The sequence below is a fragment of the Streptomyces coryli genome, assembly GCF_011044975.1.
GTDB lineage: Bacteria > Actinomycetota > Actinomycetes > Streptomycetales > Streptomycetaceae > Streptomyces > Streptomyces coryli.
Genome location: NZ_JAAKZV010000019.1, coordinates 32,904 through 45,214 on the forward strand (window position 1 = coordinate 32,904; position 12,311 = coordinate 45,214).

Annotated in this window: 16 protein-coding genes; 5 read left to right on the forward strand and 11 right to left on the reverse strand. The window is 71.5% G+C overall.

The features are described from left to right. Position 1 precedes the first annotated feature (1 nt). Genes G5C51_RS07235 through hemL form a run of 4 tightly spaced genes read right to left on the reverse strand, consistent with a single transcriptional unit; the run spans position 2 to position 3,506 of the window. Positions 2-766 (reverse strand): cytochrome c biogenesis CcdA family protein, encoded by a 765-nt coding sequence (locus tag G5C51_RS07235; RefSeq protein ID WP_165233672.1) that lies wholly within the window; start codon positions 764-766, stop codon positions 2-4. A 12-nt stretch (positions 767-778) separates the two neighbouring features. Further along, positions 779-1,399 carry a TlpA family protein disulfide reductase gene (locus G5C51_RS07240; RefSeq protein ID WP_165233575.1) on the reverse strand — a complete coding sequence of 207 codons (621 nt, stop codon included), beginning with the start codon at positions 1,397-1,399 and terminating at the stop codon, positions 779-781. A 50-nt stretch (positions 1,400-1,449) separates the two neighbouring features. Further along, positions 1,450-2,181 (reverse strand): histidine phosphatase family protein, encoded by a 732-nt coding sequence (locus tag G5C51_RS07245; RefSeq protein ID WP_165233578.1) that lies wholly within the window; start codon positions 2,179-2,181, stop codon positions 1,450-1,452. Between the two features lie 8 nt (positions 2,182-2,189). Then, positions 2,190-3,506 carry a glutamate-1-semialdehyde 2,1-aminomutase gene (gene hemL / locus G5C51_RS07250; RefSeq protein ID WP_165233581.1) on the reverse strand — a complete coding sequence of 439 codons (1,317 nt, stop codon included), beginning with the start codon at positions 3,504-3,506 and terminating at the stop codon, positions 2,190-2,192. Between the two features lie 117 nt (positions 3,507-3,623). Here hemL and G5C51_RS07255 point away from each other — a divergent pair, with 117 nt between their 5' ends. The 3 genes from G5C51_RS07255 to G5C51_RS07265 are packed head-to-tail and all read left to right on the forward strand — an operon-like array spanning position 3,624 to position 5,236. After that, positions 3,624-4,178 carry a hypothetical protein gene (locus G5C51_RS07255; RefSeq protein ID WP_165233584.1) on the forward strand — a complete coding sequence of 185 codons (555 nt, stop codon included), beginning with the start codon at positions 3,624-3,626 and terminating at the stop codon, positions 4,176-4,178. Positions 4,179-4,217: 39 nt separating this feature from the next. Then, positions 4,218-4,574: a hypothetical protein gene (locus tag G5C51_RS07260; RefSeq protein ID WP_165233587.1), complete on the forward strand. Its 357-nt coding sequence runs from the start codon at positions 4,218-4,220 to the stop codon at positions 4,572-4,574. Beyond that, positions 4,571-5,236 (forward strand): nucleotidyl transferase AbiEii/AbiGii toxin family protein, encoded by a 666-nt coding sequence (locus tag G5C51_RS07265; RefSeq protein WP_165233590.1) that lies wholly within the window; start codon positions 4,571-4,573, stop codon positions 5,234-5,236. The genes G5C51_RS07260 and G5C51_RS07265 overlap by 4 nt, the downstream gene beginning before the upstream one ends. A gap of 23 nt (positions 5,237-5,259) precedes the next feature. On the opposite strand, the gene G5C51_RS07270 is transcribed toward G5C51_RS07265, so the two are convergent. Beyond that, a complete protein-coding gene (locus tag G5C51_RS07270; RefSeq protein WP_165233593.1) occupies positions 5,260-6,051 on the reverse strand; it encodes a thioesterase family protein in 792 nt (263 codons plus the stop codon). Positions 6,052-6,093: 42 nt separating this feature from the next. After that, complete coding sequence (locus tag G5C51_RS07275) at positions 6,094-6,675, reverse strand: TIGR03086 family metal-binding protein (protein WP_165233596.1); 582 nt, start codon at positions 6,673-6,675, stop codon at positions 6,094-6,096. A gap of 65 nt (positions 6,676-6,740) precedes the next feature. Here G5C51_RS07275 and G5C51_RS07280 point away from each other — a divergent pair, with 65 nt between their 5' ends. Both G5C51_RS07280 and G5C51_RS07285 read left to right on the forward strand, forming a co-directional pair. After that, on the forward strand, positions 6,741-7,604 hold the full coding sequence (locus G5C51_RS07280) for a helix-turn-helix domain-containing protein (protein WP_165233599.1): 864 nt from the start codon (positions 6,741-6,743) through the stop codon (positions 7,602-7,604). A gap of 42 nt (positions 7,605-7,646) precedes the next feature. Beyond that, positions 7,647-8,432, forward strand: coding sequence for a class I SAM-dependent methyltransferase (locus tag G5C51_RS07285; RefSeq protein ID WP_165233602.1), 786 nt, complete (start codon positions 7,647-7,649; stop codon positions 8,430-8,432). On the opposite strand, the gene G5C51_RS07290 is transcribed toward G5C51_RS07285, so the two are convergent. The 5 genes from G5C51_RS07290 to G5C51_RS07310 form a co-directional block, all read right to left on the reverse strand. Then, positions 8,416-8,826 carry a TIGR03618 family F420-dependent PPOX class oxidoreductase gene (locus G5C51_RS07290; RefSeq protein WP_165233605.1) on the reverse strand — a complete coding sequence of 137 codons (411 nt, stop codon included), beginning with the start codon at positions 8,824-8,826 and terminating at the stop codon, positions 8,416-8,418. The two genes, G5C51_RS07285 and G5C51_RS07290, sit on opposite strands and share 17 nt — an antisense overlap. A gap of 90 nt (positions 8,827-8,916) precedes the next feature. Next, the gene (locus tag G5C51_RS07295) at positions 8,917-9,546 is read right to left on the reverse strand and encodes a TIGR03086 family metal-binding protein (protein ID WP_165233607.1); all 630 of its coding nucleotides are present in this window, start codon (positions 9,544-9,546) and stop codon (positions 8,917-8,919) included. After that, positions 9,543-10,601 carry a sigma-70 family RNA polymerase sigma factor gene (locus tag G5C51_RS07300; protein ID WP_165233610.1) on the reverse strand — a complete coding sequence of 353 codons (1,059 nt, stop codon included), beginning with the start codon at positions 10,599-10,601 and terminating at the stop codon, positions 9,543-9,545. The genes G5C51_RS07295 and G5C51_RS07300 overlap by 4 nt, the downstream gene beginning before the upstream one ends. Before the next feature lie 128 nt (positions 10,602-10,729). After that, entirely contained in the window at positions 10,730-11,413 is a 684-nt protein-coding gene (locus G5C51_RS07305; RefSeq protein WP_338118041.1) for an SDR family NAD(P)-dependent oxidoreductase, read from the reverse strand. Next, positions 11,410-12,243, reverse strand: a complete 834-nt coding sequence (locus G5C51_RS07310) for an SDR family oxidoreductase (RefSeq protein ID WP_165233616.1) — start codon at positions 12,241-12,243, stop codon at positions 11,410-11,412. Before G5C51_RS07310 ends, G5C51_RS07305 begins: the two co-directional genes overlap by 4 nt. Positions 12,244-12,311 lie beyond the last annotated feature (68 nt).

Consider the following 12,311-nt stretch of genomic DNA (forward strand, 5'->3'; position numbering starts at 1 on the left):
ATCAGATCCCTACAGTGAAGTTCGACGACCAGACCTGCATGTCGTAGACGATGCGGTCCCAGACCCCCGTGACGAGCAGGATGCCGACCGCGACGAGCATGCCGCCGCCGATCCGCATGACCCACACGTAATGCTGCTTGACCCAGCTGAAGGCGCCGAGCGCCCGCCGGAAGGCGATCGCGGCGAGCACGAAGGGCAGCCCGAGCCCGACGCAGTACGCCACCGTGAGCAGCGCGCCGCGCCCGGCGCTGGCCTCGTTCGTGGACAGCGTCAGCACCGCGGCCAGCGTCGGCCCGATGCACGGCGTCCAGCCGACGCCGAAGAGCACCCCGAGCATGGGCGCGCCCGCCAGCCCGAGGGCCGGCTTCTTGTGGATACGGAACTCGCGCTGCGTCAGCCCGCCCAGAATCCCCATGAAGGCGAGGCCGAGCACTATGGTCAGCGACCCGAGCACCTTGGAGATGGTCTCCTGGTGCTCCTTGAGCTCGTAGCCGACGCTGCCGAAGAAGGTGCCGAAGGAGACGAAGACGGCCGTGAAGCCGAGCACGAAGAGCCCGGCGCCCATGGCCATCCGCCCGCGCCGCGCCTCCGCGAGGTCGGTGCCGCTGACCCCGGTGACGTACGACAGATAGCCGGGCACCAGCGGCAGCACGCACGGGGAGAAGAAGGAGACGAGGCCGCCGGCGACCGCGATCGGCAGGGCCAGCAGCAGGGCCCCGCTCAGTACGGTCTGGTTCTCGCCGGTGACGGCCGCGAGCGTCTGCAGCACCTCAGGTCACTACTCCGCCGGCTTCTCGGCGACCACCGGGTCGAGCGCCTTGCGCAGCTCCTTCTCGGTGAGCGGCTTCAGCGCGCGGGCGGCGATCTTGCCGTCGCGGTCGAGGATGAGGGTGGAGGGGATGGCCTGCGGCGACAGCGTGCCCTTGGGGAACTTCAGGATGAGCTTCCCGGCCGGGTCGTACAGGCTGGGGTACTTGATCCCGAAGCTGCGGTCGAAGGCCTTGGCCTGGTTGACCTCGAGGTCGCGGGTGTTGATGCCGAGGAACTGCACGTCCTTGTCCTCGGTGTCGTCGGCGACCTTCTTCAGGTTCGGCGCCTCGGCACGGCAGGGGGCGCACCAGGAGCCCCAGACGTTTATGACGACGACCTTGCCCTTGAAGTCGGAGAGCTTCAGCTGGTCGCCGTGGGTGGTCTTGCCGGAGATGTCCGGGGCCGCGATGCGGTCGGCGGCCTTGACCGTGCTGATCTTGCCGGTGCCGGCGACGAACTGGGTGTTGTTGCCGCCGGACGCCTTGTTGCCGTCATCGGAGCCGCAGCCCGCGAGCAGTATCGCGGTGGCACCGGCGAGGGCCAGCGCGGCGCCGTTACGCCGCGCTCGGGGGCCGCTCGAAAAAATCATGTGAAAAGTTTCCCATGCCCAACTTGGGGATCTTGCGCACCCCCCTCTATCTACTTCTTGCCGGTGGCGTTCGCGGCCGCGCCGCGGATCGCGCCCCGGCCGAGCCGCCGCTGCGCGCCCGCGAGGAGGTGCGCGGGCACCAGGTCGCGGGCGGGTTCGCTGTAGCCGACGGAGACGATCGTGTCGCCCTCGTACGTGAAGGAGGTCAGCGACGCGAGGGTGCACTGCCGGCGGCGCGGGTCGTGCCACAGCCGGCGGCCCTCGACGTAGGACCGCAGCGTCCAGATCGGCAGCTGATGGCTCACGGCCACCGCCTCATGCCCGCGGGCCGCGTCCTTGGCGGCGTCGAGGGCGCCCATCATGCGCACGACCTGCGTCACATACGCCTCGCCCCAGGAGGGCTTGAAGGGGTTGGAGAAGTGCCGCCAGTTGCCCGGCTTGCGCAGGGCGCCGTCGCCGACACCGAAGGTCTTGCCCTCGAAGACGTTCCCCGCCTCGATGAGGCGCGCGTCGGTGGCGATCTCCAGGCCGTGCGCCTTGGCGATCGGCGCCGCGGTCTCCTGCGCGCGCTCCAGCGGGGAGGCGGCGACGTACTGGATGTCGCGCCCGGCGAGGGACTCGGCGACCCGCTCGGCCATCTTCCGGCCGAGGTCGGAGAGGTGGTAGCCGGGCGCCCGCCCGTACAGGATGCCGTCCGGGTTGTGCACCTCGCCGTGCCGCATGACGTGCACGACGGTGATGTCCTTGTCGCTGCTGGTGCCTTTATGGCCTTCGTTGCCCATGGCAGCCATCATGCGCTCGCTTCCGCCGCCGCCCGGGCCGCCGCGGGCAGCGCGTCGGCGATCCGCTGGACGGCGCGGTCGTCGTGGGCGGTGGAGACGAACCAGGACTCGAAGGCGGACGGCGGCAGATAGACGCCCTGCTCCAGCATCGAGTGGAAGAAGGGCGTGAAGCGCTCGGCCTGCTGCGCCTTGGCGGAGGCGTAGTCCGTGACCGGCGTCTCGGAGAAGAAGACCGAGAACATGTTGGACGCGTTCTGCACCTGGTGCGGCACGCCCTCCTTGCTGAGCGCGTCGTGCACCAGCCCCTGCAGCTGCCGCGAGACGGCGTTCACCTTCTCGTACGCGGCGTCGTCCAGCAGCCGCAGCTGCGCGACGCCCGCGGCGGTGGCGACGGGGTTACCGGAAAGGGTGCCTGCCTGGTAGACGGGCCCGGCGGGCGCGAGGTGCGCCATGACATCCTTCCGGCCACCGAAGGCCGCGGCCGGGAAGCCGCCGCCCATCACCTTGCCGAAGGTCATCAGGTCGGGCACGACACCGTCGACGCCGAACCAGCCGGCCTTGCTGGTACGGAACCCGGTCATCACCTCGTCGGAGATGAAGAGGGCGCCGAACTCCTGGCACAGGTCCTTGAGCCCCTGGTTGAAGCCCTCCCCCGGCGGCACCACGCCCATGTTCCCGGGCGACGCCTCGGTGATCACACAGGCGATCTCGCCGGGGTGCGCCTCGAAGGCGGCGCGGACGGCTGCCAAATCGTTATACGGAAGGACAACCGTCTCACCGGCCTGCGCCCCGGTGACGCCCGGCGTGTCCGGGAGGCCGAAAGTCGCCACCCCGGAGCCGGCCGCGGCGAGCAGCGCGTCGACGTGGCCGTGGTAGCACCCGGCGAACTTGATCACCTTCGCCCGCCCGGTGAACCCGCGGGCGAGCCGGATGGCGCTCATGGTCGCCTCGGTCCCGGAGGACACGAGTCGTACCTGCTCAACGGGCTGGATGCGCCGGACGATCTCCTCGGCGAGCTCGACCTCGCCCTCGCCCGGGGTGCCGAAGGAGGTGCCGCGCGCGACCGCGTCCTGCACGGCGGCGATGACCTCGGGGTGCGAGTGGCCGAGGATCATCGGTCCCCACGAGCACACAAGATCGACGTATTCGCGCCCGTCGGCGTCGGTCAGGTACGGACCCGTACCCGACACCATGAATCGGGGCGTACCTCCCACGGCGCGGAAGGCGCGCACCGGAGAGTTCACGCCGCCGGGTGTCACGACGGCCGCGCGGTCGAAGAGCGTCTGCGAGACTGGAGCCTGGTACGAGTAAGTCACGCAAGCCATGTTCTCAGAGCCGTGGAGTAAGGCGCTTCAGGGGCGTTTCGCGGCCGATCCTCTGGGGAGGACTCTGAGACGATGATCGGGTTGCGCGGCGGGGGCTGCGAGTGGTCGGGTGGAGATATGCATCGCGGTGGCGACATTGGCGAAGGGACGGATGACCGAGGGCCAGGCCCCCGGCGAGCCAAGTCTGGCCGCCACCGACGACCCTCCGAGAGCGGTTCTGCCGGCCGGAGCGGCCGCATGGGTGTGACCTATAAGTACTTCGGCGCCCCCGACGGCGCCACCGCCGCCCGCGTCCCGATCTCGATGCGCCCCGAGGAGCTCGGCGGCGACGAGCTGGGCCAGGGCATGTTCTCCAAGATCAAGCCGGAGACGATGGCGGCGATGGTCCTCACCGGCATCGAGGGCATACCCCTCCACAAGGTCCCGCCGCTCGAGCTCGTCGTCCTGCACCCCGACTACGCGGTGGTGCGCCTCCCGATGACGGTCGTCGACCCCCTCCGCGGCATCGGCGAGGAAGCGGTCGGCGCGGCCGCCTTCATCTGGTCCACGGTCCCGGACCGGGGTGGGCCCCGCGATGCCTTCGCGGTCTATCAGATGCTCCACGAGTGGCAGGACTTCGCGGACCGGCTGCATGAGGCGGGGCATCAGCTTTATTGCTTGGTGTGGCCATAGACGGCCTGCCGGCCTTGCATCGTCCGGGATAATCGACGCATGACGCACGCACACAGCGATGTGGAGTTGTACCGAGCGAAGTTCGCGCAGCGGCTGCCCCACGCGCTGGATGAGCTGCGCGGTCCCGAGCACGGCGTGGTGCAACTGCCGCTCCATGTGGCCTGGTCGGGCCTGACCTCCTACGACCTGGACCTGCCGCGCCAGCGCATGCTGCTGTACTGCACGGTGCTGCACGAAGGGCTGCACGACGACCTCGTCGCCTTCCTCAATCGCGAGCTGCTGCTGACGCTGTGGCCGGTGCTGCGCACCTTGGTGGGCCGCAACGTACGCACCGTGTGGGAGGACGCCTTCCCGGAGCTGGCCGCGCAGGCCGACGCCTCCGGAGCCGCGGCGTGAAACTGCCGGAGCTGCACGCCCGGCTCCTGGCGGACGTCCTGGCCATCGGCGCACCGTACCCACTCGTCCTGACCGGCGGTTACGCCGTCCAGGCACATCGCCTGCTGGAGCGCCCCAGCCAGGACCTCGACTTGGCCACCGAGAACCCCGCCCCCATGACCGAGATCGCCGACACGGTGTGCGCAGGTCTGGAAAAGAAGGGGTGGCAGGTCGCGATGCTGGAGACGGCGCCGCTGTCGGCTCGCTTCACCGTGACCGATCCCGTCACGGAGCAGGAGTGTGAGGTCGACATCCTGAAGGAGATCTTCTGGCGTCCGGCCGTGGAGACCTCCGTCGGGCCGGTCCTGGCGGAGGAAGACGTCATCGGCACCAAGATCCGTGCCCTGGCCGACCGGCGCGCCCCGCGCGACCTCATTGACGCCTACGCCTTCTCACGCCGCTGGTCCACCGCCGATCTGGAAGAGTTCGGCCGCCGCCACGCCCGGGACCGCTTCGAGCTCGAGGACCTGCAGGCCAATCTGGCGGGCGCGGAGTGGATCGACGACCCCTACTTCGCCGCGTACGGCCTCGACGACGACACCATCGCCGCCCTGCGGGCCTGGGCTCAGCAGTGGGCCGACGACCTGGCCAGGCGCCTGCATGAGGACATTGACGACGACTGACCGTCCCCTGTCCCGCCGTTTCCTCAGCCCTTCGGACGCGGAGCCACATACAGCGTCTGTGACCCCCGCCCCAGCGGCCCCTTCTCGTCATGCAGGCCCGACTCCGCCAGTCCGATGCCCGAGCCGTCCACGCTGGTCCTGGCGTCCACGCAGACCCATTCGCCCTGGGGGTGGCGGTGGAGGTTGACCGTGAGGTCGGCGTTGACGAAGACGTAGCGGGTGAAGTCGATGGCGCCGCTGATGCCGTTGCCCGAGTCGGCGGCGAGCAGGACGCGGGTGAGCGGGGTGGTCTCCTCGCCCGCGATCAGCGGGACGCGGGTCCGGAACCAGGCGGTGGCGGGGCCGAGTTCGCGGAACGATCCGGCGGTGAAGCGGACCTCCATCGCGGTGTGGTAGCCCTGCTCCCAGGGCACCGGGAAGAAGCCGTCGTCCTTCGCGCCCTCCGGCCCTGCCACCTCGGGTCCTGACAGCACGGTCGGCGCCGAGTCGGGCGACGTCCGTGCGCGCAGCACCGTCACGCGCATCACCTCCCGCCCGTCGTCGGGGCTCAGCGTGGCCTCGACGAGCTGGATGCTGCGGCCGTCGCGCAGGATGCGGGTGCTGACCGTCAGGGGAGCCACCGGGACGGGGCGCTGGATCTCATACGTGGCGCGGGCGACCCGCAGCTCGTCGCGCCGCCCCGCCGCCTCCTCCGCGGCGAGCGCGAGCAGCGCGGCGGGCGGGCCGGCGTGCTGGGCGCCGACGTCCCAGGGGCCGGTCGTGTACGGGGTGGACAGGAACCGGTCGTCGGCCACCCGCTCGTAGAACGCGTCCATGAACGCGAGCGTACTAAGCGCTTGCTCAGATGTCAGCAGATGTCAGCGGCCCCGCGGATCTCTCCCCGACAGCGCCAGCGCGCGCTCGAGCGCAGGCGCGTCGTCCGCCACGGGGACCGGCTCGGCGAAGCCGTCGTACTGGCGGTAGATCTCCGCGTGCTCCGCCACCACGCCCAGGATGAACTCGCCCGTCGCCTCCGGCAGTCGCAGCTCCTGGCCGGTGACCCGGGCGACGTCCCAGCCGTGGACGGCCAGCTCCTTCACCACCAGCGCCGCGATCACGGACGCGTCCATCTTCGCGAAGCCCGTATCGACCTCGCCCTCCCAGGCCGCCGGGTCCGCCCAGGCGGCCACGGCGCGGTCCAGCTGAGCGGCGTAGGCCCCGGCCCAGCCGGGCTCGGCGGCGAAGTCGCGCTTGGTGAGGTCCTCGGGGAGCTGCTTGCGCAGGGCGCGGTGTTCCAGGCCGTGGGAGCTGTAGAGGATCCAGTGGTTGAGCAGGGCGCCAAGGTCCCACTCCGGGCAGTGGGTGGGGGTGGTCATCGGGAGCGTGGGGTCGACGCCGCGGGCGATGCGGGACGCTTCGGCGGCGGCTGCTTGCATGTGCGGGTAGATGTCGTTCTTCATGTCCTCGACGCTATGACCTGGGGTGATCCCCGGTCTTGAACAAACGCGACAGCTATCGTGAGCGCATGGGCGGCGGAGGCGGCGAGCGCGGGCGCGGGGTGCTGCACCCCGAGGAGCAGGAGAACTACGCGACGCTGCACCGCTACGAGCCGGGCCCGGCCGCCGCGCCCTTCGTCGAGTACTACTGGCACGTCACCTGGCAGGTCCCGGGCACCGGCCCGTACGAGGCGAAGGTGCTCTCCCACCCGAATGTCCACCTGGTCTTCGAGGAGCCGGGCCCACTCGTCTACGGCGTGGACCGCGGGCTCTTCGTGCGCGAGCTGTACGGGCGCGGGCAGGTGCTCGGGGTCCGGTTCCGGCCGGGCGGCTTCCGCGGCTTCGCGGGCGGGCCGGTGGCGGAGCTGGCCGACCGGCGGGTGCCGGCGGCGGAGTTCTTCGGCCCCGAGGTCGAGGACGTGTCGCGGGCCGTGCTCGGCGCCGGGAGCGGGACAGGCAGCGGGGCCGGGAGCGGGGCCGACAGCGGCGCAGGCGGCGGGGCCGCCATGGTGGCGATCGCCGAGGAGTTCCTGGTGCCGCGACTGCCGGACGCCCCCGATCCGCAGGCGGTGCGGATCGCGGCGGCGGTGGAGCGGGTGACGGCGCAGCCGCAGCTGTTCCGGGTGGACCAGCTGGCCGCGGAGTTCGGGGTCACGGTGCGTACGCTGCAGCGGCTCTTCGCCGAATACGTCGGCGCGAGCCCGAAGTGGGTGCTGCGCCGCGCCCGGCTACACGAGGCCGCCACCCGAGCGGACGCAGGCGGCACGGTCGACTGGGCCGGCCTGGCCGCCGACCTCGGCTATGCCGACCAGGCGCATTTCGTACGGGACTTCACCGGCGCGGTCGGGGCGTCGCCGGGCCGGTACACGGGAACGGGGCGCGACACGGGCTGACAGGGGGTTTCCGGGTGAACGCCAAGGGAACACGATGAAGCCATGGCGAGAACCGCCCCCTCCCGCGACCGCTCCCGGCTCCTCTACAAGGCGGCCTACGCGCTCCGCCGCCCCGGCCGGGTGCCCCGCTATGCCCGCCGCAGCCTGCGCGACGCCATGCTGCGGGCCCGCTACGGCCGCGACCACGTGGCGTACTACCGCGCCGTGATGGCCTCCGACTCCGAGCGGAGCGCGGAGTCCGCGGTGGGCGGGCCGACGTCGTCGCGGGAGGCGTGGCTGCGGATCGGGAAGTGGCAGTACGAGTACCTGCTCGCGCACGGGCTCAAGCCCGCGGACCGGCTGCTGGAGATCGGCTGCGGCAACCTCCGCGCCGGCTGGCGCCTCATGCGCTACCTCGAGCCGGGCCACTACTACGGCATCGACATCTCCCCGCACATCCTGCTCTCCGCCAAGGACACGGTCGTCCGCTACGGCCTGCAGGACCGGCTGCCGCATCTGACGCTGACCGACAACCTCAGCTTCGACTTCCTGCCCGCGGACCACTTCACGGTGATCCACGCGCACAGCGTCTTCTCGCACACCCCGCTGGAGGTCATCGAGGAGTGCTTCGAGCACGTCGGCCGGATCCTGGCCCCCGGCGGGTTCTTCGATCTCACCTTCGACCGCACCGAGGGCCGCGAACACCACGTGCTGCGCGAGGACTTCTACTACCGCACCGAGACCCTGGCCGCGCTCGCCGCCCGGCACGGCCTGTCCGCCGAACTGATGGCGGACTGGGAGGCCATGCCGCACGGGCAGTCCAAGCTGCGGATCAGAGCCGACCGGTGACCTTATCCGGCGTGACGCGCACGATCACGCGCTCGCCGTCGCTCACCGACGCGGGGTTGAAGTCGGCGTAGTCCTTGCCCGTGAACTTCCGCGCGACCTGATTGACGAAGGTGTGGTCGGTGTCCGGCGTGACCGTGGCCGTGCCCCGGACCTCGGCGTAGGCATACGGGGAGTCCGGCGGCTGGATGAGCACGGTGACGCGCTCGTCACGGGCCGCGTTCCGGCCCTGCTGGCGGGTGGCCGTGGTGGAGAAGAGCAGGTCGTCGCCCTCGCGGGTGATCCAGACGACGGTCAGGTGCGCACGGCCGTCGGGCTGCAGCGTCGCCACGGTGGCGAAGGCGTTGGTGTCGTCGAGATGCTTCTTCAGGGCGTCGGAGAGTACGGCGTCGGCCACGGCGGATCCTCTACGGTCGATGGAGACGAGTCCGCAGCATCAACACCCGCCACGGCAGCGGCATTCCGCACCACGCCGCGGACCCGTCACCTACGGCCACCCGTAAGGATCCCGCCCCAAAAACGCCAGCAGCCGCTCCCCGGACCCGGCCTCCACCCCCGCCTCGCGCGGCAGCGCGAACCGCACCGGCCGGTCCGCCGCCGAGACGAACAGCGGGGCCAGCTCCAGCAGTTCCTCCGCCAGCGCCTCCGGCAGCGGCCGGTCCGCGCCGCAGGCCCGGGCGATGTCCCAGCCGTGCACCGCCGTCTCGATCGCGCCGGTGCTGGTCACGATGGCGGCGGTTAAAGGCGTACCGCCGACGGAGATCGTCTCCCGGTCGTTCGCGTCCGAGCCGCTCCACAGCCCCAGCAGCATGCGCCCCCTGGCCCGTACCGCCGCGACCGGGTCCGCCGAGGCGGCGGGGGCTATCGGCGGGCGGGCCGAGCCGACCGCGATGGTGCCCGCGGCCGCGGCTTCGCAGAGCGCGCCGAGGGAGTCGTCGAGATGCAGCAGCAGGCCGCGCAGGTCCCAGTCGGCGCAGGGCGTCGGGTTGGCCAGGGTGGCCGGGGTGACCAGGCTCAGATTGCCCAGGGCGTACCCGAGGCCGCGCTCCAGCAGGCTTACTCCGGCGGTCAGCAGCGCCACCGCGGACGCGTCATCGCACTCGCCCCCAGAATTCATCGCGTCGGCTCATCGGCGGGCAGCGTGGCCGGCAGGCCGGCGTCCGTGAAGAGCCGCTCGTCGAAGAAGGCGGCGCAGTGGGTGACCTGGCCGTCCGCGTCGAGCTCCAGCACCTGGTACTGCCACGGGCGGAAGTCGCCGGTCTCGCCCTTGTTGCGCAGGTACAGGCCGAAGGCGAGCTGGCCGTTGGCGGAGCTGATCCGCAGCCGCATGTCGCCGGGGCCCGCCGGGCACTGGGACTCGATGAGGGTGCCGATGGCCTCCGGGCCCTGGTACCAACCCGGGAACGGGGGCATCTCCCAGACGGCGTCCTCGGTGAAGAGCTGGGTGAGCAGCTTGACGTCCTTGCGCTCGAACGCGTCCACCCACTTGTCCAGCACCTCGCGCTGAGCGGCGTCGGTCGGCTCGTTGACCGCGTCCTCCTGCGGCGCCATCTTGGCGATCTGGGCGTGCGCGCGCTGCAGGGCGCTGTTGACCGACGCGGTGCTCGTGTCGAGCAGCTCGGCGACCTCCGCGGCCTTCCACTTCAGCACGTCGCGCAGGATCAGCACCGCGCGCTGCTTCGGCGGCAGATACTGCAGCGCGGCGATGAAGGCGAGCCGGATCGACTCCTTGGAGCCGACGATCGACGCCGGGTCGGTGGAGTCCCCGCCGGCCGAGCCCACCATCGCGTCCGGGATCGGCTCCAGCCACGGCACCTCGCCGGCCTCGACGACCTGCTCGGACGGGTTGGCGGCGGGCGCGCCGAGCCCGGTGGGCAGGGGGCGCTTGCCGCGCGACTCGAGCGCGGTCAGGCACGCGCGCGTGGCGATGGTGTGCAGCCAGGTGCGCAGGCTCGATCTGCCCTCGAAGCGGTCATACGCCTTCCAGGCCCGCAGATACGTCTCCTGCACCAGGTCCTCGGCGTCGTGCACCGACCCGAGCATGCGATAGCAGTGCGCGAGCAGCTCCCGCCGGAACGGGTCCGCGGCCTGCGGAAAGTCCTCGATCGCTACCTTCTCCGCCATGGCAGTGGCCCCTTCCCGTTCGCCCTGAGTGCGCTGCGCAATGCTCATGTACGTATGGACCGGCACGACCGCCGGAATTCATCGCGGTCTGCCGGAAAAACTAGCGGGCCCGACTGACAAGCACCACTGACCTGCACGAACTGCTCGTAACGGACTGCTCATAACGGACCCGCGGACTACCAGTCCAGCCGCTGCCCGTCCCGGAAGAAGCCGCCCGTCGGCCCGCCGTCCGCGAGCACGGCCGCCCACACCACGCTCGCCGCCCCCGCCGCCACCGGCCGCCCGCCCGCGCCGCCCATGTCGGTCGCGACCCAGCCGGGGCACACGGCGTTGACCAGCACGCCGTCGCCGCGCAGATCGGCGGCGAGCATGACGGTCAGCGCGTTCAGCGCGACCTTCGACGTGCTGTACGCGGGCGTGCTCGCACCGAGCGAGCCGATCGCGCCGACCTCGCTGCTGACGTTCACGATCCGCGGGTGCGCGGAGGCGCGCAGCAGCGGCAGGAAGGCCTGCACCATCCGCCACGGGCCGAGCACGTTCGTGTCCAGCGCGCCCGCCACCACCTCCAGATCGGCGGTCGCGGGCCGCTGCCACGTGTCGTACGAGATCGCCGCGTTGTTGACCAGCACGTCGAGGCCGCCGAAGCGATCGCGCACTTGGGATGCGGCCGCCGCCGCGCTGCCCGCGTCCGTGACGTCCAGCACCACCCCGTGCACGTCACCGCCCAGCTCGGCCGCCGCCTTCTCCGCCGCGCCGGGCCCGCGCGCGGTCAGCACCACCGTGTGCCCGCGCTCCGCCAGCTGCCGGCAGACCTCCCGCCCGATCCCGCGGTTGCCGCCGGTCACCAGGGACACCGTCACGACGCGAAGTCCCCCGCGTGCGCCCGCGCCCACTGCGCGAAGGTCCGCGGGTCGCGCCCGGTCACCTCGCGCACGGTCGGCAGCACCGGCGACTCGTCCAGGTCCCCGTCCACGTAGAAGCGGAAGAAGGCGTCCACATACTCCTTCGGCATCGCCGCCTCCATCTCCGCCCGCGCCTCGGCGTCCGGCTGCGCCTCGAAGCGCAGCTCGCACCCGAGCGTCTCGCCGAGGATGCGCACCTGGTCGGCGGGCAGCAGCGGCTCGGGTCCTGACAGGTCGTAGACCCTGCCGTCGTGCCCGTCCGCCAGCAGCGCCACGGCCGCCACCTCACCGATGTCGTACGGGTCGATGGAAGCGATCGGCACCCCGGCGAACGGCAGCCGCAGCACGTCACCGGCCCGCAGCTGCGGCAGCCAGCGCAGCGCATTGGCGTCGAAGGCGCTCGGCCGGATGATCGTCCACGGCAGCCCTGCGGCCCGGACCGCTTCTTCGGTACGGACCATGTACGCCGTCACGGCATTGGTCATGTCCCCGGTCGCCGCCGAGCGCCCGGACAGCTGCACCACGCGCTCGACGCCGGCGCCCTTCGCCGCCGCCAACAGCCCGGGCATATCGGCGTATCCGGGCAGAAAGAAGACGCCGCGGACGCCGGCCAGCGCCGGGGCCAGCGACGCCGGGTCGTTGAGGTCGCCGGCGACGGCCTCGGCGCCCTTCGGCAGCCCGGCCGCGTCGCCGGTACGGGTCAGGGCGCGCACCGGCGCCCCGCGGTCGAGCAGCGCGCGGACGACCTCGCGGCCGACGTTGCCGGTGGCTCCTGTCACCAAGTACATGCGAACTCCCGCTCTTTACCGATCAGTAGCCGCGCTCGCCTCCGCTATGTTTCCGGGCATCGATCATC

Excerpts from the sequence above, each read along its gene's own strand:
- G5C51_RS07270 (WP_165233593.1), bottom strand. The coding sequence starts at position 6,051 with ATGGACGCGTTCTACGAGCGGGTGGCCGACGACCGGTTCCTGTCCACC.
- G5C51_RS07260 (WP_165233587.1), top strand. The coding sequence starts at position 4,218 with ATGACGCACGCACACAGCGATGTGGAGTTGTACCGAGCGAAGTTCGCG.
- G5C51_RS07310 (WP_165233616.1), bottom strand. The coding sequence starts at position 12,243 with ATGTACTTGGTGACAGGAGCCACCGGCAACGTCGGCCGCGAGGTCGTC.
- G5C51_RS07240 (WP_165233575.1), bottom strand. The coding sequence starts at position 1,399 with ATGATTTTTTCGAGCGGCCCCCGAGCGCGGCGTAACGGCGCCGCGCTG.
- G5C51_RS07255 (WP_165233584.1), top strand. The coding sequence starts at position 3,624 with ATGCATCGCGGTGGCGACATTGGCGAAGGGACGGATGACCGAGGGCCA.
- hemL (WP_165233581.1), bottom strand. The coding sequence starts at position 3,506 with ATGGCTTGCGTGACTTACTCGTACCAGGCTCCAGTCTCGCAGACGCTC.
- G5C51_RS07285 (WP_165233602.1), top strand. The coding sequence starts at position 7,647 with ATGGCGAGAACCGCCCCCTCCCGCGACCGCTCCCGGCTCCTCTACAAG.
- G5C51_RS07295 (WP_165233607.1), bottom strand. The coding sequence starts at position 9,546 with ATGAATTCTGGGGGCGAGTGCGATGACGCGTCCGCGGTGGCGCTGCTG.
- G5C51_RS07245 (WP_165233578.1), bottom strand. The coding sequence starts at position 2,181 with ATGGGCAACGAAGGCCATAAAGGCACCAGCAGCGACAAGGACATCACC.
- G5C51_RS07275 (WP_165233596.1), bottom strand. The coding sequence starts at position 6,675 with ATGAAGAACGACATCTACCCGCACATGCAAGCAGCCGCCGCCGAAGCG.
- G5C51_RS07280 (WP_165233599.1), top strand. The coding sequence starts at position 6,741 with ATGGGCGGCGGAGGCGGCGAGCGCGGGCGCGGGGTGCTGCACCCCGAG.
- G5C51_RS07300 (WP_165233610.1), bottom strand. The coding sequence starts at position 10,601 with ATGAGCATTGCGCAGCGCACTCAGGGCGAACGGGAAGGGGCCACTGCC.